Below are 26653 nucleotides of genomic sequence, written 5' to 3' on the forward strand. Positions count from 1 at the left end.
TATCAGACGGTCAGACGCTTGCGGCCTTTGGCGCGACGACGCGACAGAACCTGACGACCGTTCTTGGTGGCCATACGGGCACGGAAGCCGTGAGTACGAGCGCGCTTGATGGTGCTGGGCTGGAAAGTGCGTTTCATGGTGCGTTTACCTGGTGATTCATTGCGGGCCGGAATGGCCCCCTTTTAAGAGACCGGCGATTGTAGAGAAGCTGTCGGGCCAGGTCAATTTCCAACCAGCGCTGTATGGCTGAAAAAATAAAAGAGAAAGAAATATAAGCTCTTAAGATGTAATGCTTATATATGTGCAGCGTGCTTTCTGTGGATAGATGGCTACAGGCCAGGTTTTACAAGTGTTTCAGCGAATCTGAACCAGGTGTGGAAGCCGTGTTCTGCCCGTGCAGAGGTTCTGAGCAAGCTGGGGATTAAACAGTGAGATATCCACAGATCTTGTTAAGCACGGTTTTTGAACAGGCTTGATCACTGCCCTCAGCGACGTTTATCAACAGCCTTTGGCAGAAAAATTTTCCTATCGAATCGACGGTTAACAGGCGTTGGTGGTTGTTCGTCCAGCCATCCCGGTTTGTTGTGGATAACCAGCGGTGGCGTCGCTACAATGGCCGCCGTCTTACCTCGACTGAGTCGATAGGAGCTTCCGTGTCGGTGGAACTTTGGCAGCAGTGTGTTGAGCTTTTGCGCGATGAACTGCCTGCTCAGCAATTCAACACATGGATTCGCCCGCTACAGGTGGAAGGCGACGATGATGAATTGCGCGTCTATGCGCCCAACCGCTTCGTGCTTGACTGGGTCAATGAAAAGTACCTCTCTCGTTTGCTCGAACTGCTGTCGGAGCGCTCCAGCGGACTAGCTCCGGCGCTTTCTCTCCTTATAGGCAGTAAACGAACCTCATCCGCCGCACTGCCTTCTGCTGCAGCTGCGCGGGCCCAGCCGCAGCCACCGGCTATAAGCGCCCCTGCGCCTCTCGTGCAGCCGCAGGCCCCACGCTTCGAGCCGTTGTCGGCAGACACCAGTGAACCCGAACAGCCGCGTGTCGAGCGTGCCGTGCAGGTGGAGGGTGGCCTCAAGCACACCAGCTACCTCAATCGGACCTTTACCTTCGAGAATTTCGTCGAGGGCAAATCCAACCAGTTGGCGCGAGCCGCAGCCTGGCAGGTGGCCGACAATCCCAAGCACGGCTACAACCCGTTGTTCCTCTATGGCGGCGTCGGCCTCGGCAAGACCCACCTGATGCATGCGGTGGGCAATCACCTGCTGAAGAAGAACCCCAACGCCAAGGTGGTCTACCTGCACTCCGAGCGCTTCGTCGCCGATATGGTCAAGGCGCTGCAGCTCAATGCCATCAATGAATTCAAGCGCTTCTACCGCTCGGTGGACGCGCTGCTGATCGACGACATCCAGTTCTTCGCCAAGAAGGAGCGCTCGCAGGAGGAGTTCTTTCACACCTTCAACGCGTTGCTCGAAGGTGGTCAGCAGGTCATCCTCACCAGTGACCGCTATCCGAAGGAAATCGATGGCCTCGAGGAGCGTCTGAAGTCGCGTTTTGGCTGGGGGCTCACCGTTGCCGTCGAGCCGCCCGAGCTCGAGACTCGCGTAGCGATCCTGATGAAGAAGGCGGACCAGGCGAAGGTTGACCTGCCCCACGATGCGGCTTTCTTCATCGCCCAGCGAATTCGTTCGAACGTACGTGAGCTCGAGGGTGCGCTGAAGCGCGTCATCGCCCATGCGCACTTCATGGGGCGCGATATCACCATCGAACTGATTCGTGAATCGCTGAAGGACTTGCTGGCGTTGCAGGATAAACTGGTCAGCGTCGACAATATCCAGCGCACCGTGGCTGAGTATTACAAGATCAAGATTTCCGATCTGCTGTCGAAGCGGCGGTCGCGATCGGTCGCCCGTCCGCGGCAGGTGGCCATGGCCTTGTCCAAGGAACTGACCAACCACAGCCTGCCGGAAATCGGCGATGCGTTCGGTGGGCGGGATCACACCACGGTTCTCCACGCTTGCCGTAAGATCGCCGAACTACGGGAAACTGACGCGGATATCCGTGAAGATTACAAGAATTTGCTGCGAACTTTGACAACCTGAGTGCGACCTAATCTATAGGCAAGGGACCAGACCATGCATTTCTCCATTCAGCGCGAAGCCCTGTTGAAACCCCTGCAGCTGGTTGCTGGCGTCGTAGAGCGCCGTCAGACCTTGCCGGTGCTGTCCAACGTATTGCTTGTGGTGCAAGGACAGCAATTGTCGCTGACCGGTACCGATCTCGAAGTCGAGCTGGTTGGCCGCGTTGCGTTGGAAGACGCAGCCGAGCCGGGTGAAATCACGGTTCCAGCGCGCAAGCTCATGGACATTTGCAAGAGCTTGCCGAGCGACGCGCTGATCAATATCCGGCTCGATGATCAGAAGGTTGTCATCAAGTCCGGGCGCAGCCGTTTCACGCTTTCTACACTTCCGGCCAACGACTTCCCTACGGTTGAAGAAGGCCCTGGTTCGCTTTCATTCACCGTCGAACAGGGCAAGCTGCGTAAGCTGATCGAACGCAGCAGCTTCGCCATGGCGCAGCAGGACGTGCGTTATTACCTCAACGGTATGCTCATCGAAGTTTCCAGCGGCATGCTGCGCGCAGTTGCAACGGACGGCCATCGTCTGGCGATGTGCTCGATGCAGGCGGGAATCGAGCAACCCGACCGGCACCAGGTCATTGTGCCGCGCAAGGGTATCCTCGAACTGGCGCGTCTGCTCAACGATCAGGACGCCGAGGTCAGCATCGTTCTGGGCCAGCATCACATTCGCGCTACCACCGGCGAGTTCACCTTCACTTCGAAGCTGGTGGACGGCAAGTTCCCTGACTACGAGCGCGTATTACCGCGTGGCGGCGACAAGCTGGTGGTGGGGGATCGTCAGCTACTGCGTGAAGCATTCAGCCGCACGGCGATTCTGTCTAACGAAAAGTACCGTGGCATTCGTCTGCAGCTGGAAAGTGGGCTGCTGAAGATTCAGGCGAACAACCCTGAGCAGGAAGAGGCTGAGGAAGAGGTTGCGGTCGACTATAACGGTGGTTCGCTGGAGATCGGTTTTAACGTCAGTTATCTGCTCGATGTGCTTGGCGTGATGACCACCGAGCAGGTGCGTCTGATTCTGTCTGATGCGAACAGCAGCGCTCTGGTTCAGGAATTCGACAACGACGACTCCGCCTATGTCGTGATGCCGATGCGTCTGTAAAACAACTTAATGTCCCTCAGCCGTCTTTCCGTCACCGGGGTTCGCAATCTGCACCCGGTGACGTTGTCTCCCTCCCCTCGCATCAACATCCTCTTCGGCGATAACGGCAGCGGCAAAACCAGCCTGCTCGAAGCCATCCACCTGTTGGGTCTGGCGCGTTCGTTTCGCAGCATTCGGCTGAATCCGGTCATCACTTACGAACAGCCGGCTTGCACTATCTTTGGTCAGGTCGATCTGCCGGATCAACACAGTCGTGCATTGGGTGTTTCACGAGACCGTAACGGCGACGTCAGAATTCGTATCGATGGGCAAGGGGTCAGGTCGGCCGCGGAACTTGCCGATACGCTGCCTTTGCAGCTTATCAATCCCGATAGCTTTCGTTTGCTCGAAGGCGCCCCCAAGTTGCGCAGGCAGTTTCTCGATTGGGGCGTGTTCCACGTGGAACATCGTTTCATGCCGGCTTGGCAGCGCATGCAGCAGGCCCTCCGACAACGGAACTCGTGGCTGCGGCATGGTACACTGGACGGCGCTTCAGACGCCGCCTGGAGCCGAGAGTTGACGCTGGCCAGCGATGAGATTGACGGATATCGGCGAGCCTATATTCAGGCCTTGAAGCCAGTGTTCGAGTCGACGCTGGCCGCCCTGCTCGACCAGGACGGCTTGAAGCTGAGTTACTACCGAGGATGGGATAAGGACCGATCCTTGGCTGATGTGCTGGCGTCCTCGTTGGAAAGAGATAGATCGTTAGGGCATACCCAAGCCGGCCCGCAGCGAGCGGATCTGCGATTGAAGGCCGGTAACCACAATGCGGCTGAAGTGCTCTCTCGCGGCCAGCAGAAGTTGGTGGTGTGTGCATTGCGCATTGCTCAGGGCCATCTGGTCAGCGAAGCGAAGCGCGGTCAATGCATCTATCTGGTCGACGATCTGCCGTCCGAATTGGATGCGCAGCATCGGCTTGCGCTGTGCAAGTTGCTTGAGCAACTTAACTGTCAGGTTTTTATCACCTGTGTCGATTCAACTGTTTTGCAAGAAGGCTGGCATGAACAGACGCCAGTCTCAATGTTTCACGTGGAACATGGGCAAATCACCCACGTCCACGGCCCCTCGGGAGTGAAGGCATGAGCGAAAACCATACGTACGACTCGTCAAGCATCAAGGTACTTAAAGGCCTCGATGCAGTGCGCAAGCGACCCGGCATGTATATCGGCGACACCGACGACGGTACCGGCCTGCATCACATGGTCTTCGAAGTCGTCGATAACTCGATCGATGAAGCGCTGGCCGGCCACTGCAGTGAAATCTCCATCACCATTCATACGGATGAGTCCATCAGTGTCCGCGACAACGGCCGTGGCATCCCGGTGGATATTCATGAAGAAGGTGTTTCGGCTGCAGAAGTCATCATGACCGTGCTGCACGCCGGCGGTAAGTTCGACGACAATTCCTACAAGGTCTCCGGCGGTTTGCACGGCGTAGGGGTTTCAGTGGTCAACGCATTGTCCGAAGAGTTGATGTTGACCATCCGCCGCGAAGGCAAGGTCTGGGAACAGCTCTATCGCCACGGCGTACCTCAGGCACCCCTCGCCCCAGTTGGCGAAACCGATACTTCGGGCACGCAGATTCATTTCAAGCCGTCTGCCGAGACCTTCCAGAACATTCATTTCAGCTGGGACATTCTGGCCAAGCGCCTACGTGAGTTGTCGTTCCTCAACTCGGGCGTCGGCATTTTCCTGCGTGACGAACGTACCGCCAAGGAAGAGCTGTTCAAGTACGAAGGCGGTCTGAGTGCTTTCGTCGCCTACCTGAACACCAATAAGACTGCGGTCAACCAGGTGTTCCACTTCAACATCCAGCGTGACGATGGCGTTGGCGTCGAAGTCGCGTTGCAGTGGAACGACAGTTTCAACGAGAACATCCTCTGCTTCACCAACAACATCCCCCAGCGTGACGGCGGCACCCATTTGGCCGGTTTTCGCTCTGCGCTGACGCGTAACCTGAACAACTACATCGAGCAGGAAGGTCTGGCGAAGAAGCACAAGATTTCCACCACCGGTGACGATGCCCGCGAAGGCCTGACCGCGATCATCTCGGTCAAGGTGCCGGACCCCAAATTCAGCTCGCAGACCAAGGACAAGCTGGTTTCTTCCGAGGTGAAGACCGCGGTGGAACAGGAGATGGGCAAGTACTTCGCCGACTTCCTGCTCGAGCATCCCAACGAAGCCAAGGCCGTGGTCGGTAAGATGATCGACGCCGCCCGCGCCCGTGAGGCCGCGCGCAAGGCGCGGGAAATGACCCGTCGCAAGGGCGCGCTGGACATCGCCGGTCTGCCGGGCAAGCTCGCCGACTGCCAGGAGAAGGATCCTGCGCTGTCCGAACTGTACATCGTGGAGGGTGATTCCGCGGGTGGCTCGGCCAAGCAGGGCCGTAACCGCAAGACCCAGGCGATCCTGCCGCTCAAGGGCAAGATCCTCAATGTCGAGAAGGCGCGCTTCGACAAGATGCTGTCCTCCCAGGAGGTCGGCACGCTGATCACCGCGCTGGGCTGCGGTATCGGCCGCGAGGAGTACAACATCGACAAGTTGCGTTATCACAACATCATCATCATGACCGATGCTGACGTCGACGGTTCGCACATCCGTACCCTGCTGCTGACCTTCTTCTTCCGCCAGCTGCCCGAGTTGATCGAACGAGGCTACGTGTATATCGCGCAACCGCCGCTGTACAAGGTCAAGCGCGGCAAGCAGGAGCAGTACATCAAGGACGACGAGGCGATGGAGGAATACCTCACCCAGTCGGCCCTGGAAGACGCCAGCTTGCACGTCAACGAAGACGCCCCCGGCCTGGCCGGCGAGGCGCTGGAAAAACTGGTCAACGACTACCGCACGGTGATGAAAACCCTGCAGCGTCTGTCGCGCCTGTATCCGCAGGAGCTGACCGAGCACTTCATCTACCTGCCGCGGGTGTCCGTCGAGCAACTGGCCGACCAGGCCGCGATGCAGGCCTGGCTGGAGCAGTACAGCGCGTTGCTCAAGGGCATCGAACGTTCCGGACTGGTCTACAAGGCCAGCCTGCGTGAGGACAAGGAGCGGCACCTGTGGCTGCCCGAGGTGGAGATCAGCTCCCACGGGCTGGCCAGCTACATCACCTTCAACCGTGATTTCTTCGCCAGCAACGACTACCGCACCGTCACCGCGCTGGGCGAGAAGCTCAACAGCCTGCTCGAGGACAGCGCCTACGTGCAGCGTGGCGAACGCAAGAAGCCCGTGGCCAGCTTCAAGGAAGCGCTCGACTGGCTGATGACCGAAGGCACCCGCCGTCATAGCGTGCAGCGCTACAAGGGGCTGGGCGAGATGAACCCGGACCAGCTGTGGGAAACTACCATGGACCCGAACGTGCGCCGTATGCTCAAGGTGACGATCGAGGATGCCATCGCCGCCGACCAGATCTTCAATACACTGATGGGCGATGCGGTGGAACCGCGCCGGGAATTCATCGAATCCAACGCCTTGGCAGTCTCGAATCTGGACTTCTGATGCGCTTGTAAACCCGCGTGATGCTACGAAGAAAACCCCGGTCCTGGCTGGGGTTTCCTTTTTTCAGATAGGCAGATTGAATCGTCACGACTGTTTTAATCAATTTCGTAATGACCCTACAGCCAGGTAGAGTTTGTCCATTCGAGTCATTCACTTAGAGCCCTCAGGGCCAACATACTTTGATGGGGTAAGTCGCCAATGTTGGACACCAATCTCAAGACCCAGTTGAAAGCCTACCTGGAGAAGGTCACCCAGCCCTTCGAGATCGTCGCCTCCCTCGATGACGGCGAGAAATCCCGGGAGCTGCTGAGCCTGCTGCAGGACATCGCCGGCCTCAGCGACAAGATCACCCTCAAGACCGACGGCGACGATGCGCGCAAGCCCTCGTTCGCCCTCAACCGCATCGGCGGCAATATCAGCCTGCGCTTCGCCGGCATCCCCATGGGCCACGAATTCACCTCGCTGGTGCTGGCCCTGCTGCAGGTCGGTGGCCATCCGTCGAAGACCGCGCCGGAGGTGATCGAACAGATCAAGGCGCTGGAGGGCGACTACCGCTTCGAAACCTACTTCTCGCTGTCCTGCCAGAACTGCCCGGACGTGGTCCAGGCGCTGAACCTGATGGCCGTGCTCAACCCGAACATCAAGCACGTCGCCATCGACGGCGCGCTGTTCCAGGATGAAGTCGAAGCCCGCCAGATCATGTCGGTGCCGAGCATCTACCTCAACGGCGAGCTGTTCACCCAGGGCCGCATGAGCGAGGAAGAGATCCTCGCCAAGCTCGACACCGGCTCCAGCGCCCGTGATGCCGAGAAGCTCAAGGCCAAGGACGCCTTCGACGTGCTGGTGGTCGGTGGCGGCCCGGCCGGCGCCGCCGCGGCGATCTACGCCGCACGCAAGGGCATCCGCACCGGCGTGGCGGCCGAGCGCTTCGGCGGCCAGGTGCTCGACACCATGGCCATCGAGAACTTCATCTCGGTGAAGGAAACCGAAGGGCCGAAACTGGCCCGCGCGCTGGAAGAACATGTGCGCGAATACGACGTCGACATCATGAACCTGCAGCGCGCCAGCCAGCTGATCCCGGCGGGCGAAGACGGCCTGCACCGCGTGCAGTTCGAGAACGGCGGCGAACTCAAGGCCAAGACCCTGATCCTCGCCACCGGCGCGCGCTGGCGCGAAATGAACGTGCCCGGCGAGCAGGAGTACCGTGGCCGTGGCGTGGCCTACTGCCCGCACTGCGACGGCCCGCTATTCAAGGGCAAGCGCGTGGCGGTGATCGGTGGCGGCAACTCCGGCGTGGAAGCGGCGATCGACCTGGCCGGCATCGTCGCCCACGTCACCCTGCTGGAATTCGGCGAGGAACTGCGGGCCGACGCGGTGCTGCAGCGCAAGCTCAACAGCCTGCCCAACGTCCGCGTGCTGAAAATGGCGCAGACCACCGAGGTCAAGGGCGACGGCCAGAAAGTCACCGGGCTGATCTACAAGGACCGCATCAGCGAGGAGCTGCACAACGTCGAGCTGGAAGGCATCTTCGTGCAGATCGGCCTGCTGCCCAACAGCGAATGGCTCAAGGGCACCCTGGAGCTGTCGCGCTTCGGCGAGATCATCGTCGATGCCAAGGGCCAGACCAGTATTCCCGGCGTATTCGCCGCGGGCGACGTGACCACGGTGCCGTACAAGCAGATCGTGATCGCCGTGGGTGAAGGCGCCAAGGCCTCGCTGAGTGCCTTCGATCACCTGATCCGGTCTTCCGCGCCGGCCTGAATCGAGGCGCAGAAAGAAGGGGAGCAACCTCCTCGCGGTGCTCCCCTTCTTGCTTTATACGGTGGGCCTGTCTTCAGCCGGCGTGTAGCACGCAGCGATTGCGCCCGCTGTGCTTGGCCTGATAAAGCGCCTGATCGGCCTGTTGCAGCAGCCGTTCATAGTCCGGATGGCCGTCATGGACCGCCATGCCGATGCTGACCGTGACCTGCAGCACGTCGCCGCTGGATAGCCGGAAGTATTCTCGGGCGATGCGTTCGCGCAGCTTTTCCGCAGCCGCCAGCGCCTTGTTGGCATCGATGTCCACCAGTACCAGCAGGAACTCCTCACCACCCAGGCGGAACGCATAGTCGCCACCGCGGGTGTTGCTCGCCAGCAACGCGCCAACCTGCTGCAGAATCTGATCGCCGCTGTCGTGGCCATGGGTATCGTTGATGCGCTTGAAGTGATCGACGTCGATGGCCAGCACGCCGAAGGTGTTGTTCGACTGGCGCGCGTAGAGCACTTCCTTGGCCATCACCACCGGCAGGAACTTGCGGTTGAGCAGCCGCGTCAGCACGTCACGGCCGGCTTCCAGGTCGTTGGCCTGTTCGAACAGGCTGTCTAGCAGGAACTTGATCGAGCGCGTCTGCTCGCGGATCTGGTGCAGCTTGGCCAGGCGCCCAGCGGCATCGTCCAACGTGGCGATGGCCTTGAGCTCTCCATCGATCTGCGCGATGTAGTCGAGAATACTCGCGCTCTCCGGCGAGCCCTGGAACGCGTGGGATGCCTTGTGGCGAAACCACAGGCCGAACTCGGAACCGGCCAGCTGCGGCAGTGCACCGGTCAGGTTGCCGATCGCCAGGTCGAACATCAGCTGATTTTCCCAATCGAGTAGTGCCGCGCGCTGTCGCTCCTTTTCGACGCCGATGTTCTGCGAAACCGAGAACAGCCGATAGGCCTCTTCCGCCCGCGAATTGCGGTCGTGGGACTGGGAATAGGCGAAGCAGATGATCTCCACCGCTAGGTCGATCAGATCGGCACCCATGCGTGCGGCCTTGCGCCTGACCGGCTCGTCGAGTTCACGCTGCTCCAGCAGCTGGCGCAGGCGGCCCTTGAGCGAGCGGGAGCCGCGCAGCACCAGGCTGACCGGAATCTCGATACGGGCGTGGATATCACCGACCTTGCGCTGCAGGTCGATCACGGCGTCGAGGTCGCCGTGGGCCGTCGACGAACAGACCGTGACGATCCATTTCTGCATGGACTTGCCGAGACGGTTCCTCACCTGATCGTGAGACAGGAAGCTGGCCGAATGGGGATCGGCAAGCATCTGCGAATAGAAGTGCTCGGCCAGTTCCTGGCTCTTATCGGCCGCCACCGCCTGCAACGCGGCGGCGGCATCCGCAGGATAGCCGTTCAGCAGGCGCAGCCATTCGGCGACCAGCTGGTGGTTGGGTATTTGCTGCATAGGGACTCGCTAGGATGGGCGGGCATCCCTGCCGCCCCGGTGGTGATCAGGAGGTCGGGCGACCCTGTGCTTCGAGCTGGCTGACCTGCGCGTTGACCCAGTCTTCGGCGCGCTGGTTGAGTTCGGCCACCACGCGCGGGCCTTCGCTTTCGGCCAGCATCGGCGGCCCGATGACCACCTGAATGGTGCCGGGGCGCTTGCCCCAGCCGGCCTTGGGCCAGAACATGCCGGCGTTATGGGCGATCGGCAACACTGGTAGCCCGGCGTTGACCGCCAGTGCCGCACCGCTGCGGGAAAACTTTGCCGGTTGGCCCACCGGCGTGCGGGTGCCCTCCGGGAAGATCAGTACCCAGGCGCCCTGCTCCAGGCGCTCGTGGCCCTGTTTGGCGACCTGGCGCAGCGCCGCTTTCGGGTTGTCGCGGTCGATGGCGATGGGCTTGAGCAGCATGATCGCCCAGCCAAAAAACGGTACCCGCAGCAACTCGCGCTTGAGTACCTGGGTCAGCGGCTCGAAGTACGCTGAGAGGAAGAAGGTCTCCCAAGTGCTCTGATGCTTAGCGAGGATCACGCAGGGACGTGCCGGCACGTTTTCCGCGCCATGCACCTCATAGCGCAGGCCAACGAGTGTCTTGCCAAGCCAGACGGCGCAGCGGCACCAGTTCTGCACCACGAAGCGATAGCGGGCACGAAACGCCATGAAAGGTGCAAACACCAGGCTGACCAGGCACCAAGCGAACGCGGTGAAGGCCAGCAGGAAATAGAAGAGGACGATGCGAACGGGGAACAGGAGGCTCATCGAGAACTCTCGAGTAGATGATCGACTACGGCGGCGAGGTCATCGAAGACCTGCGTACCGGGCGGCAAGGTGCCTTCCAGCGTACGCAAGCCCTTGCCGGTCCTGACCAGGTAGGGCAAACCGCCGAGCAGCATACCGGCGTGCAGGTCGCGGTGGCTGTCGCCCACCACCGGCACGCCCTTGAGGTCTGCCAGGCCGAAATGCTCGGCGATAGTGCGGAACATTCCTGCCTTGGGTTTGCGGCACTCGCAAGCGTCGTCCGGACCGTGCGGGCAGTGCACGATCAGGTCGATGCGCCCGCCCTGCTCCATCACCAGCTGCTGCATCTTGAAATGCATGTCGCCGAGGGTGCTCAGGTCGAACTTGCCGCGTGCCACGCCGGACTGGTTGGTGGCTACCGCCACCGTCCAGCCGGCCTTGCACAGCCGCGCGATCGCCTGCAGCGAGCCCGGGATCGGAATCCACTCGTCGAGCGACTTGACGTACTCGTCGGAGTCTTCGTTGATCACCCCGTCGCGGTCCAGCACGATCAGTTTCACGGGCTTAGCCAAGTGCGGAAATATCGGCAACGCCAAGGAACAATCCTCTCAGCCGGGCCAGCAAGGCATAACGGTTGGCACGCACCGAGGCATCCTCGGCATTCACCAGCACCGCCTCGAAGAACGCATCAACCGGGCCACGCAGGTGCGCCAGGCGCTCCAGCGCCTCGCGGTACTGGCGCGCGGCAGCGAGCGGCTGCACGGCCTGCTCGGCCTGCTGGATCGCCGAATACAGCGAGAACTCGGTGGCGTTGTCGAACCAGCGCGGCTCAACCGCTTCCGGCAGCTTCGCCTCGAACTTGCTCAGCAGGTTGGAGACGCGCTTGTTGGCGGCGGCCAGCGCCTCGGCTTCCGGCAATGTGCGGAACGCCTGCACCGCCTGCACGCGCTGATCGAAGTCCAGCGCCGAACCGGGCTGCACGGTACGCACCGAGAGGTAGGCGGCGACGTCGACGCCTTCGTCCTCGTAGCGTGCGCGCAGGCGGTCGAAGATGAATTCCAGTACCTGATCGGCAAGCCCGGCAGATTTGACCTGCGTACCGAACTGGCCGATGGCGAAGTTCACCGCCTCGACCAAATCCAGGTCCAGTTGCTTCTCGATGAGGATGCGCAGCACGCCGAGGGCGGCACGGCGCAGGGCGTAGGGGTCCTTGGAACCGGTGGGCAGCATGCCGATGCCGAAGATCCCGACCAGGGTGTCGAGCTTGTCGGCCACGGCCACGGCCGCACCAGTGAGTGTGCTCGGCAGTTCGCCGCCCGCGCCGCGCGGCATGTACTGCTCGTTCAGCGCCAGCGCCACGTCTTGCGGTTCGCCGTCGTTGAGCGCGTAGTAATAACCGGCGATGCCCTGCATTTCCGGGAATTCGCCAACCATTTCGGTGGCAAGGTCGCACTTGCAGAGCAGGCCGGCGCGCGCGGCGCGCTGCTTGTCGCCGCCGGTGCGCTCGGCGATCAGCCCGGCCAGACGCGAGACGCGTTCGGCCTTGTCATACACGGTGCCGAGCTGGGCCTGGAACACCACGTTCTTCAAACGCTCGTTGAAGCTGTCGAGCTTCTGCTTCTTGTCCTGCTTGAAGAAGAACTCGGCGTCGGTCAGACGCGGGCGCACGACCTTCTCGTTGCCGGCGACGATCTGCGCCGGGTCCTTCGATTCGATGTTGGCCACGGTGATGAAGCGCGGCAGCAGTTTGCCGTTGGCATCCAGCAGACAGAAATACTTCTGGTTGTCCTGCATGGTGGTGATCAGCGCTTCCTGCGGCACTTCGAGGAAACGTTCCTCGAACGAGCAGACCAGCGGCACCGGCCACTCGACCAGTGCAGTCACTTCATCGAGCAGCGCCGGCGGCACGATGGCCGTGCCGTTCTGCTCGCCAGCCAGCTGCTCGACGCGCTTGGCGATCAGCTCGCGGCGCTCGGCGAAGTCGGCGATCACATGGGCGCCACGCAGGTCTTCCAGGTAGCTGGACGGCTTGGAAATGTGCACCTGGCCCGGACTGTGGAAGCGGTGGCCGCGCGATTCGCGACCGGCGCGCTGGGCGAGGATCTCGCAATCGATCACCTGCTCACCGAACAGCATCACCAGCCACTGGGTCGGGCGGACGAACTCTTCCTTGCGGGCGGCCCAGCGCATGCGCTTGGGAATCGGCAGGTCGTTCAGCGAGGCTTCGACGATACCTGGCAGCAGTTGGGCGGCCGGCTGGCCCTCGATGGTGCGGCTGAACTTGAGTTTCGGCCCGCTGCGATCGATCTCGGCCAGGTCCACGCCACACTTGCGGGCGAAACCCAGCGCGGCCTGGGTCGGCTCACCTTCGGCGTCGAAGGCCGCCTGCAGCGGTGGGCCGTCGAGGTTGATGCTGCGATCGGGCTGCTGCGTCGCCAGCTGCTCGACCAGCACCGCCAGGCGGCGCGGCGCGGCGTAGGCGCGGGCCTTGACGAAGTCCAGGCCGGCGTCCTTCAGACCCTTCTCGATACCGGCGCAGAAGGCTTCGGCCAGCTTGGCGAGCGCCTTCGGTGGCAGTTCTTCGGTACCCAGTTCGACGAGGAAATCCAGTGCACTCATTCTGCAGCCTCCAGCTTGGCCAGCACTTCGTCACGCAGTTCGGGGGTGGCCATGGGGAAGCCGAGTTTGGCCCGGGCCAGCAGGTAGCTCTGGGCGATCGAGCGCGCCAGGCTGCGCACGCGCAGGATGTACTGCTGGCGCGCGGTCACCGAGATGGCGCGCCGAGCATCGAGCAGGTTGAAGGTGTGCGAGGCCTTGACCACCATCTCGTAGGCCGGCAGTGGCAGCTCGGCGGTCATCAGGCGGTTGGCTTCGCTCTCGTAGAAATCGAAGAGTTCAAACAGCTTCGGCACGTTGGCGTGCTCGAAGTTGTAGGTCGACTGCTCCACCTCGTTCTGGTGGAACACGTCGCCATAGGTCACGGTGCCGAACGGGCCATCGGCCCAGATCAGGTCGTACACCGAGTCGACACCCTGCAGGTACATGGCCAGGCGCTCGAGCCCGTAGGTGATCTCGCCGGTGACCGGGTAGCACTCGACGCCGCCGACCTGCTGGAAGTAGGTGAACTGGGTGACTTCCATGCCGTTGAGCCAGACTTCCCAGCCCAGACCCCAGGCGCCGAGGGTCGGCGACTCCCAGTTGTCCTCGACGAAACGTACGTCGTGCACCGAGGTGTCGACGCCGATGCGGCGCAGCGACTCCAGGTACAGGTCCTGGATGTTGTCCGGGTTGGGCTTGAGCACGACCTGGAACTGGTAGTAGTGCTGCAGGCGGTTGGGGTTCTCGCCGTAGCGGCCGTCGGCCGGACGGCGCGAAGGCTGAACATAGGCGGCGTTCCAGGTCTCGGGACCGATGGCGCGCAGGAAGGTGGCGGTGTGGAATGTACCGGCGCCCATTTCCATGTCATAGGGCTGCAGGACCACGCAACCCTGCTCGGCCCAGTAGCTTTGCAGGGCGAGGATCAGGTCTTGGAAGGTGCGCACGGCAGGCGTAGTCTGGCTCAAAATTTCACCTGTGCTGGGCTTCGACAGAAAGCCTCGGAGTATACCCCCCGCATGGCTGCGCTTGCGATGGTTTAGGCCATCGGACGAGGCCTGCGCAAGGAGACCACATGCCACGTTGCGCCTGGTGCGGCACGGACCCGCTGTACATCGACTACCACGATCGCGAATGGGGCGTACCGGCCCGCGATCCGCAGGTGCTGTTCGAATTCCTCTTGCTCGAGGCCTTTCAGGCGGGGCTTTCCTGGATCACCGTATTGCGCAAGCGCGAGCGCTATCGGCAGGTGCTGTTCGGCTTCGATGCCGAGCGCCTGGCGCACATGAGCGATGCCGAGATCGACGAGCGCATGCAGGATCCCGGCATCATCCGCAACCGGCGCAAGCTCGAGGCGGCGCGCAGCAACGCGCGTGCCTGGTTGCAGCTGGAGGATCCGGCGGGGTTCGTCTGGTCGTTCGTCGGTGATGTGCCGAAGATCAACCGCTTCGAGCGCCTCGACCAGGTGCCGGCGGTCTCGCCCGAGGCGGAGGCGATGAGCCGTGCGTTGAAGAAGGCTGGCTTCAGCTTCGTCGGGCCGACCATCTGCTATGCCTACATGCAGGCTACGGGGATGGTCATGGATCACCTGATCGATTGCGAGCGGCACGGCGCCCTGCTGGTCGATCGCTGAGCCGCGCCGGCGCCGTTGTATGGCCGGGCGATTCTCGTCCGGCCTGTTTCAGTCGATACGGAAGCGCTGGACCTCCTGCTCCAGCAGCCGCGTGGTTCGCTCCAGCACCTCGGTGGCTCTGGCGTTGCCTTGCGTGGCCTCGGAGGTTTCCCCGGACATCAGTGAAATCCGCTCGACGTGACTGGCGATTTCGCCGATCGCCGACGCCTGTTGTTCGGTCAGTTCGACGATCTGGCTCACGTTGCGCGCCGAATCCTGCGACTGGCCGTGGATCTCTTCCAGGCGCTCGGCGGCCTCGTTGGCCAGTTCCAGGCCATGCTGCACCTGGGCTCCGGTGCTCTGCATGAGCGTGACCGCCTCGCGCGTTTCGTTCTGGATCAGCACCAGCATCTGGGCGATTTCCTCGGTCGCCTCGGTGGTGCGTTGTGCCAGCTGGCGCACCTCGTCGGCCACCACCGCGAAGCCGCGGCCGTTGTCCCCGGCCCGTGCCGCCTCGATGGCGGCGTTGAGTGCCAGCAGGTTGGTCTGGTCGGCGATGCTGCGAATGGCTCCGGTGATGCCGGAAATCTCCTCGGAGCGGCGTTGCAGGGAGGTGATCTGCGCCGAGGTATCCGCCACGGCACGGGCTACCGTGGTCACTTCGCCGGCCACCGATCTGACTAGTTCCATGCCGGCCGCCGACAGCTGTGCGGCCTTCACCGAATTGGTCTCGGCATGCTGGGTGATGCCGGAGACTTCCCGCAGGCTCTGGGTCATTTCCTCCAGGCTGGCCGCGGCGGCGGTGGAACGCGCGGCCTGTTCCTCGGTGGTACGCAGCATGCTGCGTGAGGATTCGTTCAGGTGCTTGATCTGCGAACCGATGTCGTAGCCGGTGGTGGCGATCTGCATGAGCATCTCGCGCAGTTTCGTCTGCATGTCGGCGGCCGCCGCCGCTACGCTTTCGGCATGATCGCTGCGGATCGTCGCGCTGAGATCGCCGTCGGCAATGCGCTGCACCATCGCGGCGACCTTTCTCGGTTCGCCCCCGAGGCTATGCAGCAGGTAGCGGTTGATCAGCAAGGCCACGGTACCGCCGATCAGCACACCGATGCTGCAGAGGATGAACATCAGAGAGGTGAAGCTCCCGGCCGTCGCACGGGTGATGCCGGTTTCATGCTGGCTCTTGCTTTCCTGCCAGTCGATGAAGCGGTTGATGCTGGCCAGCCAGTCGCTGAAGGCCGGGCGGGCGTCCTGCATCAGCACCCGCTCAGCGGCTGCCCGATCGCCCTCCGATAGTGTCCGAGGATGCGCTCGAGCATCGGAAGGGTGCGGCGTTCGATGGCCTTGATGGCGTCGAGCAGTGCCCGCTCCTCGTTCCCGGCGCCGTCTGGGTCACTGAAGATGGTATCCAGCCGGCGGGCCGATTCCTCGTACATGAGCGTCAGACGCCGGATTTCCTCGAGGCTCGCTTGGCGCTCGTCTTCGTCATCCAGCAGGGCCAAGTCGCGAAAGGCGATGGCGCGGTCATGTACGCTGCCGCGGAAGTTGATGGCCTGGCGCTGCTTGACTGCATTGCCGTCGACGATTGCGCTCAGCGTCGAGTCGATGATCCCGACCTGCCAGCTGGCCACTACGGCAATGCTGATCATCAGCACCAGCAGAACGGCGAAACCCGTAACCGGCTTGACGGTGGCAGAGGCGCTCCGGCGATTGTTTGCTGCTTCTGTTCTCAATGTGCAACTTCCTTGGGATTTTCTGGGCACTCGGCAAGCGGACGGCATGACCGCTCGTCGGTCGGGACAGCCGGCGGTGCGTGGTTTAATTGGCGTCAAAGTAATATCATTTTAATATCAGTCGCTGCCTGAAGGCCTTTGCTCGAGGGCAATATCTCGGTCTGCGACACGGCGAGGCGGGCATGGACACGTCTCTGGCAGTCTGTATCCGAACGGCTTCACCCCGTTGCGGTGATGTGCGCGCACGGCCCCACGGCAATCGCCCCGAAGTGGTTAAACTATTGCCCTTTCGGTCTCTGGAGTGTTCCGTGGAAAAGCTCAAAGGCGCCCTGCTGGTCGGCTCCCTGCGACTGTTCGCTCGACTGCCCTGGCGCATGGTCCAGGGCGTGGGCTCGATGATCGGCTGGCTGATGTGGAAGCTGCCGAACCGCTCGCGGGACGTCGCGCGGATCAACCTGCACAAGTGTTTCCCCGAGCTGAGTCCGGCGGAACTCGACGCCCTGCTCGGCCGTACCCTGCGTGAAACCGGTATGACTTTCACCGAAAGCGCCTGCGCCTGGATCTGGCCGGCGGAAAAGACCTTGAGGCTGGTCCGCCAGGTCGAGGGGCTGGAGGTACTGGAACAGGCTCTGGCCTCGGGTAAGGGTGTGGTCGGCATCACCAGTCACCTGGGCAACTGGGAAGTGCTCAATCATTTCTACTGCGCGCAATGCAAGCCGATCATCTTCTACCGACCGCCGAAGCTGAAGGCGGTGGACGAGTTGCTGCAGCGTCAGCGCGTGCAGCTGGGCAACCGCGTCGCCCCGTCGACCCGCGAAGGCATTCTCAGCGTCATCAAGGAAGTACGCCGTGGCGGCGCCGTGGGTATCCCGGCCGACCCCGAGCCGAGCGAAGGCAGTGGCATCTTCGTACCCTTCTTCGCCACCCAGGCGCTGACCAGCAAGTTCGTCCCCGGCATGCTCGCCGGTGGCAAGGCGGTTGGGGTGTTTCTTCATGCGTTGCGTCTGGATGATGGTTCCGGCTACAAAGTGATCCTCGAGGCCGCGCCCGAAGGGATGTACAGCGAGGATGCGGAAACTGGCGTGGCGGCGATGAGCACGATGATCGAGAAGTATGTGCGCGCCCATCCCAGCCAGTACATGTGGACCATGAAGCGTTTCAAGAAGCGCCCCGCCGGCGAGAAGCGCTGGTACTGATCAGGCTAAAACAACAACGACAGGGACGAGCGCATGCAAAACCAGAGACAGCATCCGCGTACCAACATGAAGTGCCGCATCCGCATTGCGCATCCGGCCTTTGGCGAGGTCTTCGCGCAGACCCGCGATCTATCCGATGGCGGCGTCTACGTCCGGCATCCGGAGCTGGTGGTGCTGCATCCCGGCGACGAGGTCACCGGCCAGGTCCAGGACTTGCCGATTCCGGCGCCGGAACTGCGGATGGTGGTGATGCGGGTGGATGCCGAAGGGGTCGGCCTGCAATTCGTGCGCGAAACCTGACCGCTGGCCGCGGCGCGCCGGTTCAGTCGGGCGTCAGCCGGTCGAGCCGGCGCAGGAATACGCTCATTTCCTTTTCCGCCTGCTTATCGCCCTGGGCGTTCGCCGCGGCGATCCCGCGTTCCCATGCCTGATGGGCGCCGGGCTTGTCGCCGTTGGCCTGCAGCGCCTTGCCCAGCAGTTTCCACGCGGCGGAGTATTTCGGATCGAGTTCGACGCAGCGGCGCAGATGCTCTGCCGCCCGCGCCGGTTGCCCTGCATCCATGTAGCCCTTGCCGAGGCCGAAACGCAGCATCGGATTGTCCATGCCTTGGGAAAGCATCTTTTCCAGCGATTCGAGCATCTTGAAGACCTTTTCGGTGCGCCGCTCCGGGCGTTTCCTCACTTTAGTGCATCGCCGCCGCCGGGCAATAGCGGCAGCATACGCCATTGGTCTTAGCTGCTGCGGCGCTTTCGCTGTCTTCCCTGCGCCGGGTCAGTGGGCCTCGTTGACCGCGCTGAGAAACTCCCGGGTGCGTTCCTCGCGGGGGTTGTTGAACAGCTCGTCCGGGCTGCCCTGCTCGTGAATCCGGCCCTGATGGAAGAAGCACACCCGATCGGCGAACTCTCGGGCGAAACCCATCTGGTGGGTCACCATCAGCATCGTCAGGTTGTGTGCCTCGCCGAGGCGGCGGATAACATTCAGCACTTCGCCGCAGAGCTCGGGGTCCAGTGCCGAGGTCACCTCGTCGAACAGCATCACCTTCGGCCGCATCGCCAGTGCACGGGCAATCGCCACGCGCTGTTGCTGGCCGCCAGAGAGCTGCGCCGGGAAGTGTTCCAGCTTGTCTTCCAGGCCAACCATGGCCAACAGCTCCTCTGCCCGCTCGCGGGCCTCGCGCTTGCTCAGCCCGAGCACCTGCACCGGCGCTTCCATGACGTTCTGCAAGGCGTTCATGTGCGGGAACAGGTTGAAGCTCTGGAACACCATGCCGACCTTGCCGCGCACCCGTCGCAGGTGACGGGCATTGGCCGGGACCAGCTGGCCACTGGCGTCGGGCATGTGCGTCAGTGGCTCGCCGTCGACCTCGATCACGCCTTCGTCGATGCCTTCCAGGGTCATCAGTACCCGCAGCAGGGTGGATTTCCCCGAGCCGCTGGGACCGATGATCGCGACCTTCTCGCCTTCCTCGATTTGCAGATCGAGCCCGTCGAGCACGGTCAGTTCACCGTAGCGCTTGGTCACGCCGGCGAAGCGCACCATCGGTGACGCTGCCTCGGCTGGTTCGGCAGCGGTTTTCAGTTGTTCTGTGGCAGGCATTGGCGTACTCATCGGGCCAGCTCCATGCGGTTTTCCAGACGGCGCACGCACCAGGCGAGGCCGAGGCTGAGAATGAGGAAGAACAGGCCGACCATGGTGATCGGCTCGAGATAGCGGAAACTTTCGGAACCGATGTTCTTGGCCCGCTGCATGATTTCCACCACGGTGATCGCCGACAGCACCGGCGTGTCCTTGAGGATCGAGATCAGGTAGTTGCCCAGCGCGGGTAGCACCGGGCGCAGCGCCTGCGGCAGGATCGCGTCGCGGTAGGCGGTCCAGGGCTTCATGTTCAGCGCGGTGACGGCTTCCCACTGCGAGCGTGGCACCGCGTCCAGGCCGGCGCGGTAGACCTCGGCGGTGTAGCAGGCGTAGTGCAGGGCGATGCCGATGATGCCCGCCTGCATCGCACTGAGGTTGAGGCCGTAGTTGGGGAACACGTAGAACAGGAAGTACACCTGGATCAGCAGCGGCGTGCTGCGGATGAACTCGATCAGCCCGGTGATCGGCCAGGATAGCCAGCGCAGGCGGCTGCGGCGGCCAATGGCGAGGAATAGGCCGAGCACCACGGCGATGGCGAAACCGGCCAGGGCGATGCCGATGGTGGTCAGCGAGGCATCCAGCAGACGCGGCAGAATCTCGCGGGCGAAGTGCCAGTCGAAGAAGTTCATGACAAGCCTCCGCGCATCCGTCCGCGGGCCAGGCGGCGTTCCAGCTGGCGCATGCCGAAATTGATCGCCTGCGCCAGGACGAAATAAATGACCAGCGCCAAGCCGAAGATCTCCATGGTCATCAGCGTCGCCTGATCCAGCTGGCGGGCGCGGAAGGCCAGATCCGACAGGGTGATCAGCGACACCAGCGAGGTGTTCTTCAGCAACTCGATCAGCAGGTTGGTGCCGGGCGGAATCGCCGCGAGCAACGCCTGCGGCAGGATGATCCGGCGCATGCGTGTCAGCGGCGTCATGTTCAGCGCCTGACAGGCTTCGTGCTGGCCCTGGTGCACCGAGCGGATCGCGCCGCGCAGCACCTCGGCGCCATAGGCACCGATGTTCAACCCAAGGCCGACCACGGCCACGGCGAAGGCACTCATTTCGACATTGAACGGTGGCATCGGCAGCACGAAGTACAGCCAGAACAGCTGCACCAGCAGCGACGAGCCGCGGAAGACCTCGATATAGGTGATGGCCAGCCAGCGCAATGGCGCCACTGGCGAAAGCCGGGCCAGCGCGGCGATCAGCGCGCAGGCGATGGCCAGCAGGGAGCCGAAGAAAGTCACCTTCACGGTGACCCAGGCACCCTGCAACAGCAGAGGAAGCAGTTCGATCATGATGGCGCTATCCGGTTTTCCGGAGCGCTGAGCGAGGCTGCGCAAACAGTGGCGCAGCCTCGCTCAGCGTTCACAGGCGGGACAGCGGGTCGGCGGCGCCAACCAGCCATCCCGACGGGCTTCAGGCGCCGCAGAGCTCGGCGGCAGTCTTGTCGGTGACGTTGGAACGATCGAAGCCGAACGGTTCGATGGTCTTCAGATGCTCCTCGCTGCCCAGCCACTGCTTGAGCTCGGCATTGACCGCGTCACGCAGCGCCTTGTCCTGCGGACGGAAGGCCAGCGCGCCGTAGCCCGCGCGTGCCGGATCGTCCTTGAAGTCGGCGATGGCTTCGACATCGTCGCCGGCCTTGTCCGCCAGTCCCTTCATGGTCAGCTGGGTGCCGATGGCGGCGTCGGCGCGGCCACCGCGTACCGCCTGCAGCTGCGAGGTGGTGTCGGGGACCTGCAGAATCTGCGAATCCTTGATGCCGGCCTGGCGCGCGTAACCGAGGTTCACCGTGCCGGACATGATGGCGATCTTCACGTCGGGATTGTTGGCGATGTCCTCGTAGCTGCGCAGGTTCTTCGGGTTGCCTTCGGCCACCAGCAGGGTGTCGAGCAGGCGGTAGTGCGGATCGGTGAACAGCACCTGCTTGCAGCGCTCCGGGGTGATGTACATGCCAGCGGCGATGAGATCGAAGCGCCCGGCGCGCAAGCCGGGAATCAGCGAGCCCCACTCGGTGAGCACCGGTTTGATGGTGTCGATCTGCATGCGCTCGAACACCTTGCGCACGATCTCGGGCGATTCGCCGGTGACGCTGCCGTCGAGGGCGGTGTAGGCGAAGGGGGTTTCATTGGCGTAGCCGATGCGGACGCTGCTGCTGTCCTTGATGTCTTCCAGGGTATCGGCCTGGGTCAGGCTGGCGAAACCGATGCTGGCCAGGGCGGCGCAGCCGATCAGCAGCCGGCGGGAGCGTGTCGGGATGGTGCTGTTCCTCATGGAGTTTCTCCTGTTCCTTGTAGAGACCCGAGGAATCGGATCGTTATTTGTCTAGGAGGGGCAATTGCTCGAGTTCAGTTAGGGACTCTTCTGACGACGGATGGTGCGGTAAAACCGAGCGACGATAGTGTGGCTCAATCGTCAGGCCGCGCAGACGGCAAGCCAGGAGGGTACAAAAGCTGGTCATAAAATGGAAATCGGAGGGCATTGGGATCGAATGGAGGCGATCGGCAGGAATGCCGTGTATTGCAGCTGATCGGGCCAGGAGTGGTGGGTAATTGAAAAAACGAAACGGCCCGCCGAGTGGCGGGCCGTCTATGCAGTCGCAACGATCGCTAGAAGAAAGTCAGACCGGCCTGGAACAGGCGCTCGACGTCGCGAATATGCTTCTTGTCGACGAGGAACAGGATGACGTGATCGCCGGACTCGATTCGTGTGTCGTCATGGGCGATCAGCACCTGGTCGTCGCGAATCACCGCACCGATGGTAGTGCCCGGCGGCAGCGCGATCTTCTCGATGGGACGCCCGATCACCTTGCTCGAACGCGGATCGCCATGGGCGATCACCTCGATGGCTTCGGCCGCGCCACGGCGCAGCGAGTGGGCGCTGACGATGTCGCCGCGGCGCACGTGCGTGAGCAGGGTGCCGATGGTGGCGAGCTGCGGGCTGATGGCGATGTCGATCTCGCCACCCTGAACCAGATCGACGTAGGCCGGGTTGTTGATGATGCACATCACCTTGCGCGCGCCCAGCCGCTTGGCCAGCAGCGACGACATGATGTTGGCCTCGTCGTCGTTGGTCAGCGCGAGGAACACGTCCGCTTCGCTGATGTTCTCCTCGACCAGCAGGTCGCGGTCCGAAGCGCTGCCCTGCAGGATGATGGTGCTGTCCAGCGTGTCCGACAGGTAGCGGCAGCGCGCCGGATTCATCTCGATGATCTTCACCTGATAGCGACTCTCGATCGCTTCGGCCAGTCGCTCGCCGATGTGGCCGCCACCGGCGATGACGATGCGTTTGTAATTCTCGTCGAGCCGGCGCATTTCGCTCATCACCGCGCGGATATGGCCCCTGGCGGCGATGAAGAACACCTCGTCATCGGCCTCGATGAGCGTGTCGCCTCGGGGCAGGATGGCCTGGTTGCGACGGAAGATGGCGGCCACGCGGGTATCGACGTTGGGCATGTGACGGCGCAGCTGGCGCAGCTCCTGGCCGACCAGCGGACCGCCATAGTAGGCGCGCACCGCCACCAGCTGCGCCTTGCCTTCGGCGAAGTCGATCACCTGCAGCGAGCCGGGATGCTCGATCAGGCGCTTGATGTAGTTGGTGACCACCTGCTCCGGGCTGATCAGCACATCGACCGGGATCGCCTCGTTGGCGAACAAACCGGAGCGCACCAGATAGGCCGCTTCGCGCACGCGGGCGATCTTGGTCGGCGTATGGAACAGGGTGTAGGCGACTTGGCAGGCGACCATGTTGGTTTCGTCGCTGTTGGTCACCGCCACCAGCATGTCGGCGTCGTCTGCGCCGGCCTGGCGCAGGACCGTGGGGAAGGAGCCGCGTCCCTGGATGGTACGGATGTCGAGTCGGTCGCCGAGATCGCGCAGACGGTCGCCGTCGGTGTCGACCACGGTGATGTCGTTGGCTTCGCTGGCGAGGTGTTCGGCGAGGGTACCGCCGACCTGGCCGGCGCCGAGAATGATGATCTTCACGCGATCACTCCTGAGAGGCGGACGCTTGCCGCCGCTTCCATGTTGGGCCCGCGCGCACCGCGCCGGGGTTTCGGCTCAGCCACTGACGCCACGTGGCTGGGCCGCGATCTTGATCAGCTTGGCATAGTAGAAGCCGTCGTGGCCGTTCTCCTGCGGCAGCAGCTGGCGACCATGCGGCTGCTGCAGGCCGAAGCCGCCTGGCAGATCCAGCTCACGGGCGCCGGGCGTGCGTTCGAGGAAGGCGCCGATCACCTCGCGGTTCTCGGTCGGCAACACCGAGCAGGTGGCATAGAGCAGGACGCCGCCGACGTCGAGGGTCGGCCACAGCGCATCGAGCATCTCGCCCTGCAGCGTGGCAAGGGGGGCGATGTCATCGGCCTGGCGTGTCAACTTGATGTCCGGGTGGCGGCGGATCACGCCAGTGGCCGAACAGGGCGCGTCGAGCAGGATGCGCTGGAACGGCTTGCCGTCCCACCAGCGCTCGGTGGCGCGGGCGTCGTCGGCGACCAGTTCGGCGTTGAGCTGCAGGCGCTCGAGGTTTTCCCGCACGCGCACCAATCGCTTGGGTTCCAGATCCAGCGCAACCAGTTCGGCCAGCTGTGGCTCGCGCTCGAGCAGATGGCAGGTCTTGCCACCCGGTGCGCAGCAGGCGTCCAGCACGCGCTGGCCCGGCGCCAGGTCGAGCAGCGCGGCGGCCAGCTGTGCGGCCTCGTCCTGCACGCTGACCCGTCCTTCGGCAAAGCCGGGCAGCTGATGCACGTCGCACGGCGCGGCCAGGCGAATGCCGTCCTCGCTGAGCTCGCACGAATGGGCGTCGATTCCGGCGGCCTGCAACTCAGCCAGATAGGCGTCGCGGCTGACCTGCCGGCGATTGACCCGCAGCATCATCGGCGGGTGCGCGTTGTTGGCCGCGCAGATGGCTTCCCAGTGCTCGGGCCAGTGGGCCTTGAGCGCCTTCTGCAGCCAGCGCGGGTGAGCGACGCGAATCACCGGATCGTGCTCGAGTTCGGCCAGCAGGGCTTCGCCCTCACGCTGGGCGCGGCGCAACACGGCGTTGAGCAGGCCCTTGGCCCAGGGCTTCTTCAGCTTGTCGACGCAGCCGACGGTTTCGCCGATGGCGGCATGGGCCGGGATGCGGGTATGCAGCAGCTGATACAGGCCGACCAGCAACAGGGCTTCGACATCGCGATCGGCAGCCTTGAATGGCTTCTGCAGCAGCTTGTCAGCCAGGCCGGCCAGGCGTGGCTGCCAGCGCGCGGTGCCAAAGGCCAGGTCCTGGGTCAGGCCGCGGTCGCGGGCGTCGACCTTGCCCAGGACCTCCGGCAGGCTGCTGCCCAGCGAGGCTTTGCCCGAGAGCACGACGCTCAGCGCACGGGCGGCGGCCAGGCGCGGGTTCATTGACCGAGCACCAGGCCGGGGGCGAACTGCTCGCGGCGGCTGTTGTACAGGTCGCTGAAGCCCAGTGGCTTACCGCCGGGCAGCTGCAGGCGAGTCAGCGACAGGGCGCCTTCACCGCAGGCAACGGTCAGTCCGGCCTTGCTCGCTTCGAGGATGTGCCCGGGCTCGCCCTGGCCCTCGCCGAGGCGTGCGGCGTGAATCTTCAGCGTTTCGCCATTGAGCGTGCTGTGGCAGATCGGCCAGGGGTTGAAGGCACGGATCAGCCGCTCCAGCTCGAGCGCCGGGCGGGTCCAGTCGATGCGGGCTTCGTCCTTGCTCAGCTTGTGCGCATAGGTGGCGAGGCGATCGTCCTGCACTTCCCCTGCGAGCGTGCCGTCGGCCAGGGCATCGACCGCCTGCACCACGGCCTGCGAGCCGAGTACGGCGAGACGGTCGTGCAGCGTGCCGCCGCTGTCGTCGTCAGTGATCGGTGTGTTGACCTTGAGCAGCATCGGACCGGTGTCCAGGCCCGCCTCCATCTGCATCACGGTGACGCCGGATTCGCTGTCACCGGCTTCGATCGCGCGCTGGATCGGCGCGGCACCACGCCAGCGCGGCAACAGCGAGGCATGACTGTTGATGCAACCCAGGCGCGGCAAGTCGAGCACCGCCTGCGGCAGGATCAGGCCATAGGCGACCACCACCATCAGGTCCGCCTGCAGGGTTGCCAATTCCGCCTGCGCCGCCGGGTCCCGCAGCGTCTGCGGCTGGAATACCGGAATATCGTGCTGCACCGCGAGCTGCTTGACCGGGCTGGGCATCAGCTTCTGGCCGCGTCCTGCGGGGCGATCCGGCTGGGTGTAGACGGCAACGATCGATTTGCCCGCGTCGAGCAGGGCTTGCAGGTGCTGGGCGGCGAATTCCGGGGTGCCGGCGAAAACGATGCGCAAGGGCTGGGTCATGGGGGCTCGCTAAGAAAAAGGCTTGCGGCACAGGCTGCTGAAAACTGCTGCGCTCGGTTGATGCTGCGTTGAAACCAGGCTCGGAATGCTCATTTACAACCCGTAAACTCCGCTTCCTCGCCTGTTTTTGCGGGGACGCCTAGTCCTTGCCTAACCTTCGCTCGCGACGTTTTCACTCAGTCTGTATAGCAAGCCTTTGAGGGTCGGGAATCAAGCCTGCTGGCGGTGGATCTTTTCCAGCTTCTTCTTGATCCGGTCGCGCTTGAGGCTGGACAGGTAGTCGACGAACAGCTTGCCGTTGAGGTGATCGCACTCGTGCTGGATGCACACCGCGAGCAGGCCTTCGGCGACCAGTTCGTAGGGTTTGCCGTCACGATCCAGCGCCTTGATCCGCACCTTCTGCGGGCGGTCGACGTTCTCGTAGAAGCCCGGGACCGACAGGCAGCCTTCCTGGTACTGATCCATCTCGTCGGTCAGCGATTCGAATTCGGGATTGATGAAGACTCGCGGCTCGGACCGGTCTTCGGACAGGTCCATCACCACCACGCGCTTGTGCACATTGACCTGCGTCGCGGCCAGGCCGATGCCCGGAGCCTCGTACATGGTCTCGAACATGTCGTCGATCAGCTGACGGATGCCGTCATCGACCACATCCACCGGTTTGGCGATGGTGCGCAGCCGCGGATCGGGAAATTCAAGGATGTTCAGAATGGCCATATGCGTTTGTGATGCACTTATGGAATAAAGTCAAAAGCCGCTGCTAAGATGCCGAGCAGCATGGAAAACGGCTTAATGCCGCGATCCAAAAGGGTTC

25 protein-coding genes are annotated in these 26653 nt (G+C 63.0%); 8 read left to right on the forward strand and 17 right to left on the reverse strand.

What is annotated here, in order from left to right:
- Nucleotides 1–2: 2 nt before the first annotated feature.
- Nucleotides 3–137 carry a 50S ribosomal protein L34 gene (gene rpmH / locus P5704_013910; GenBank protein ID WOF77160.1) on the reverse strand — a complete coding sequence of 45 codons (135 nt, stop codon included), beginning with the start codon at nt 135–137 and terminating at the stop codon, nt 3–5.
- A gap of 516 nt (nt 138–653) precedes the next feature.
- Between rpmH and dnaA the strand changes: the two genes are divergently transcribed.
- The 5 genes from dnaA (at nt 654) to ahpF (ending at nt 8536) form a co-directional block, all read left to right on the forward strand.
- Nucleotides 654–2105 carry a chromosomal replication initiator protein DnaA gene (gene dnaA / locus P5704_013915; protein WOF77161.1) on the forward strand — a complete coding sequence of 484 codons (1452 nt, stop codon included), beginning with the start codon at nt 654–656 and terminating at the stop codon, nt 2103–2105.
- A 33-nt stretch (nt 2106–2138) separates the two neighbouring features.
- Entirely contained in the window at nt 2139–3242 is a 1104-nt protein-coding gene (gene dnaN, locus P5704_013920; GenBank protein ID WOF77162.1) for a DNA polymerase III subunit beta, read from the forward strand.
- 9 nt (nt 3243–3251) lie between these two features.
- A complete protein-coding gene (gene recF / locus P5704_013925; protein WOF77163.1) occupies nt 3252–4364 on the forward strand; it encodes a DNA replication/repair protein RecF in 1113 nt (370 codons plus the stop codon).
- Entirely contained in the window at nt 4361–6775 is a 2415-nt protein-coding gene (gyrB, locus tag P5704_013930; GenBank protein ID WOF77164.1) for a DNA topoisomerase (ATP-hydrolyzing) subunit B, read from the forward strand. The genes recF and gyrB overlap by 4 nt, the downstream gene beginning before the upstream one ends.
- A gap of 198 nt (nt 6776–6973) precedes the next feature.
- Nucleotides 6974–8536, forward strand: coding sequence for an alkyl hydroperoxide reductase subunit F (ahpF, locus tag P5704_013935; GenBank protein ID WOF77165.1), 1563 nt, complete (start codon nt 6974–6976; stop codon nt 8534–8536).
- Nucleotides 8537–8609: 73 nt separating this feature from the next.
- On the opposite strand, the gene P5704_013940 is transcribed toward ahpF, so the two are convergent.
- From P5704_013940 to glyQ, 5 genes are read right to left on the reverse strand one after another with little or no spacing between them, the layout of a single operon-like run.
- Nucleotides 8610–9980, reverse strand: a complete 1371-nt coding sequence (locus P5704_013940; GenBank protein WOF77166.1) for a GGDEF domain-containing protein — start codon at nt 9978–9980, stop codon at nt 8610–8612.
- Nucleotides 9981–10026: 46 nt separating this feature from the next.
- Nucleotides 10027–10776, reverse strand: a complete 750-nt coding sequence (locus tag P5704_013945; GenBank protein WOF77167.1) for a lysophospholipid acyltransferase family protein — start codon at nt 10774–10776, stop codon at nt 10027–10029.
- On the reverse strand, nt 10773–11315 hold the full coding sequence (gene gmhB, locus P5704_013950) for a D-glycero-beta-D-manno-heptose 1,7-bisphosphate 7-phosphatase (protein WOF77168.1): 543 nt from the start codon (nt 11313–11315) through the stop codon (nt 10773–10775). Before gmhB ends, P5704_013945 begins: the two co-directional genes overlap by 4 nt.
- 4 nt (nt 11316–11319) lie before the next feature.
- Nucleotides 11320–13374 (reverse strand): glycine--tRNA ligase subunit beta, encoded by a 2055-nt coding sequence (gene glyS / locus P5704_013955; GenBank protein WOF77169.1) that lies wholly within the window; start codon nt 13372–13374, stop codon nt 11320–11322.
- Complete coding sequence (glyQ, locus tag P5704_013960) at nt 13371–14318, reverse strand: glycine--tRNA ligase subunit alpha (GenBank protein ID WOF77170.1); 948 nt, start codon at nt 14316–14318, stop codon at nt 13371–13373. Before glyQ ends, glyS begins: the two co-directional genes overlap by 4 nt.
- Before the next feature lie 107 nt (nt 14319–14425).
- Between glyQ and P5704_013965 the strand changes: the two genes are divergently transcribed.
- On the forward strand, nt 14426–14983 hold the full coding sequence (locus P5704_013965; GenBank protein ID WOF77171.1) for a DNA-3-methyladenine glycosylase I: 558 nt from the start codon (nt 14426–14428) through the stop codon (nt 14981–14983).
- A 48-nt stretch (nt 14984–15031) separates the two neighbouring features.
- Here P5704_013965 and P5704_013970 read toward each other — a convergent pair whose 3' ends face one another.
- Both P5704_013970 and P5704_013975 read right to left on the reverse strand, forming a co-directional pair.
- Nucleotides 15032–16219, reverse strand: a complete 1188-nt coding sequence (locus P5704_013970) for a methyl-accepting chemotaxis protein (protein ID WOF77172.1) — start codon at nt 16217–16219, stop codon at nt 15032–15034.
- Nucleotides 16219–16695 carry a hypothetical protein gene (locus P5704_013975; GenBank protein WOF77173.1) on the reverse strand — a complete coding sequence of 159 codons (477 nt, stop codon included), beginning with the start codon at nt 16693–16695 and terminating at the stop codon, nt 16219–16221. Before P5704_013975 ends, P5704_013970 begins: the two co-directional genes overlap by 1 nt.
- 308 nt (nt 16696–17003) lie before the next feature.
- Here P5704_013975 and P5704_013980 point away from each other — a divergent pair, with 308 nt between their 5' ends.
- Complete coding sequence (locus P5704_013980) at nt 17004–17891, forward strand: lysophospholipid acyltransferase (protein WOF77174.1); 888 nt, start codon at nt 17004–17006, stop codon at nt 17889–17891.
- A 33-nt stretch (nt 17892–17924) separates the two neighbouring features.
- Nucleotides 17925–18191, forward strand: coding sequence for a PilZ domain-containing protein (locus P5704_013985; GenBank protein WOF77175.1), 267 nt, complete (start codon nt 17925–17927; stop codon nt 18189–18191).
- Nucleotides 18192–18213: 22 nt separating this feature from the next.
- Here P5704_013985 and P5704_013990 read toward each other — a convergent pair whose 3' ends face one another.
- From P5704_013990 to def, 9 genes are all read right to left on the reverse strand, one after another.
- A complete protein-coding gene (locus P5704_013990) occupies nt 18214–18531 on the reverse strand; it encodes a tetratricopeptide repeat protein (protein ID WOF77176.1) in 318 nt (105 codons plus the stop codon).
- Between the two features lie 132 nt (nt 18532–18663).
- Complete coding sequence (gene ehuA, locus P5704_013995; GenBank protein ID WOF77177.1) at nt 18664–19500, reverse strand: ectoine/hydroxyectoine ABC transporter ATP-binding protein EhuA; 837 nt, start codon at nt 19498–19500, stop codon at nt 18664–18666.
- Nucleotides 19497–20156 (reverse strand): ectoine/hydroxyectoine ABC transporter permease subunit EhuD, encoded by a 660-nt coding sequence (gene ehuD, locus P5704_014000; protein WOF77178.1) that lies wholly within the window; start codon nt 20154–20156, stop codon nt 19497–19499. The genes ehuA and ehuD overlap by 4 nt, the downstream gene beginning before the upstream one ends.
- Nucleotides 20153–20812 (reverse strand): ectoine/hydroxyectoine ABC transporter permease subunit EhuC, encoded by a 660-nt coding sequence (gene ehuC / locus P5704_014005; GenBank protein ID WOF77179.1) that lies wholly within the window; start codon nt 20810–20812, stop codon nt 20153–20155. The genes ehuD and ehuC overlap by 4 nt, the downstream gene beginning before the upstream one ends.
- Before the next feature lie 121 nt (nt 20813–20933).
- The gene (gene ehuB, locus P5704_014010; GenBank protein WOF77180.1) at nt 20934–21791 is read right to left on the reverse strand and encodes an ectoine/hydroxyectoine ABC transporter substrate-binding protein EhuB; all 858 of its coding nucleotides are present in this window, start codon (nt 21789–21791) and stop codon (nt 20934–20936) included.
- Between the two features lie 335 nt (nt 21792–22126).
- Nucleotides 22127–23500: a Trk system potassium transporter TrkA gene (gene trkA, locus P5704_014015; protein WOF77181.1), complete on the reverse strand. Its 1374-nt coding sequence runs from the start codon at nt 23498–23500 to the stop codon at nt 22127–22129.
- A gap of 75 nt (nt 23501–23575) precedes the next feature.
- A complete protein-coding gene (gene rsmB / locus P5704_014020; protein ID WOF77182.1) occupies nt 23576–24898 on the reverse strand; it encodes a 16S rRNA (cytosine(967)-C(5))-methyltransferase RsmB in 1323 nt (440 codons plus the stop codon).
- Entirely contained in the window at nt 24895–25839 is a 945-nt protein-coding gene (fmt, locus tag P5704_014025; protein WOF77183.1) for a methionyl-tRNA formyltransferase, read from the reverse strand. The genes rsmB and fmt overlap by 4 nt, the downstream gene beginning before the upstream one ends.
- 210 nt (nt 25840–26049) lie before the next feature.
- Nucleotides 26050–26556, reverse strand: a complete 507-nt coding sequence (def, locus tag P5704_014030; protein WOF77184.1) for a peptide deformylase — start codon at nt 26554–26556, stop codon at nt 26050–26052.
- Nucleotides 26557–26653 lie beyond the last annotated feature (97 nt).

Source organism: Pseudomonas sp. FeN3W, from assembly GCA_030263805.2.
GTDB lineage: Bacteria > Pseudomonadota > Gammaproteobacteria > Pseudomonadales > Pseudomonadaceae > Stutzerimonas > Stutzerimonas stutzeri_G.

Bases quoted from the DNA above. Each gene is read 5' to 3' on its own strand.
- rpmH (WOF77160.1), bottom strand. From the start codon at position 137: ATGAAACGCACTTTCCAGCCCAGCACCATCAAGCGCGCTCGTACTCAC.
- dnaN (WOF77162.1), top strand. From the start codon at position 2,139: ATGCATTTCTCCATTCAGCGCGAAGCCCTGTTGAAACCCCTGCAGCTG.
- recF (WOF77163.1), top strand. From the start codon at position 3,252: ATGTCCCTCAGCCGTCTTTCCGTCACCGGGGTTCGCAATCTGCACCCG.
- gyrB (WOF77164.1), top strand. From the start codon at position 4,361: ATGAGCGAAAACCATACGTACGACTCGTCAAGCATCAAGGTACTTAAA.
- ahpF (WOF77165.1), top strand. From the start codon at position 6,974: ATGTTGGACACCAATCTCAAGACCCAGTTGAAAGCCTACCTGGAGAAG.
- P5704_013940 (WOF77166.1), bottom strand. From the start codon at position 9,980: ATGCAGCAAATACCCAACCACCAGCTGGTCGCCGAATGGCTGCGCCTG.
- P5704_013945 (WOF77167.1), bottom strand. From the start codon at position 10,776: ATGAGCCTCCTGTTCCCCGTTCGCATCGTCCTCTTCTATTTCCTGCTG.
- glyS (WOF77169.1), bottom strand. From the start codon at position 13,374: ATGAGTGCACTGGATTTCCTCGTCGAACTGGGTACCGAAGAACTGCCA.
- P5704_013965 (WOF77171.1), top strand. From the start codon at position 14,426: ATGCCACGTTGCGCCTGGTGCGGCACGGACCCGCTGTACATCGACTAC.
- P5704_013970 (WOF77172.1), bottom strand. From the start codon at position 16,219: ATGCAGGACGCCCGCCCGGCCTTCAGCGACTGGCTGGCCAGCATCAAC.
- P5704_013985 (WOF77175.1), top strand. From the start codon at position 17,925: ATGCAAAACCAGAGACAGCATCCGCGTACCAACATGAAGTGCCGCATC.
- P5704_013990 (WOF77176.1), bottom strand. From the start codon at position 18,531: ATGCTCGAATCGCTGGAAAAGATGCTTTCCCAAGGCATGGACAATCCG.
- ehuA (WOF77177.1), bottom strand. From the start codon at position 19,500: ATGAGTACGCCAATGCCTGCCACAGAACAACTGAAAACCGCTGCCGAA.
- ehuD (WOF77178.1), bottom strand. From the start codon at position 20,156: ATGAACTTCTTCGACTGGCACTTCGCCCGCGAGATTCTGCCGCGTCTG.
- ehuC (WOF77179.1), bottom strand. From the start codon at position 20,812: ATGATCGAACTGCTTCCTCTGCTGTTGCAGGGTGCCTGGGTCACCGTG.
- ehuB (WOF77180.1), bottom strand. From the start codon at position 21,791: ATGAGGAACAGCACCATCCCGACACGCTCCCGCCGGCTGCTGATCGGC.
- rsmB (WOF77182.1), bottom strand. From the start codon at position 24,898: ATGAACCCGCGCCTGGCCGCCGCCCGTGCGCTGAGCGTCGTGCTCTCG.
- fmt (WOF77183.1), bottom strand. From the start codon at position 25,839: ATGACCCAGCCCTTGCGCATCGTTTTCGCCGGCACCCCGGAATTCGCC.
- def (WOF77184.1), bottom strand. From the start codon at position 26,556: ATGGCCATTCTGAACATCCTTGAATTTCCCGATCCGCGGCTGCGCACC.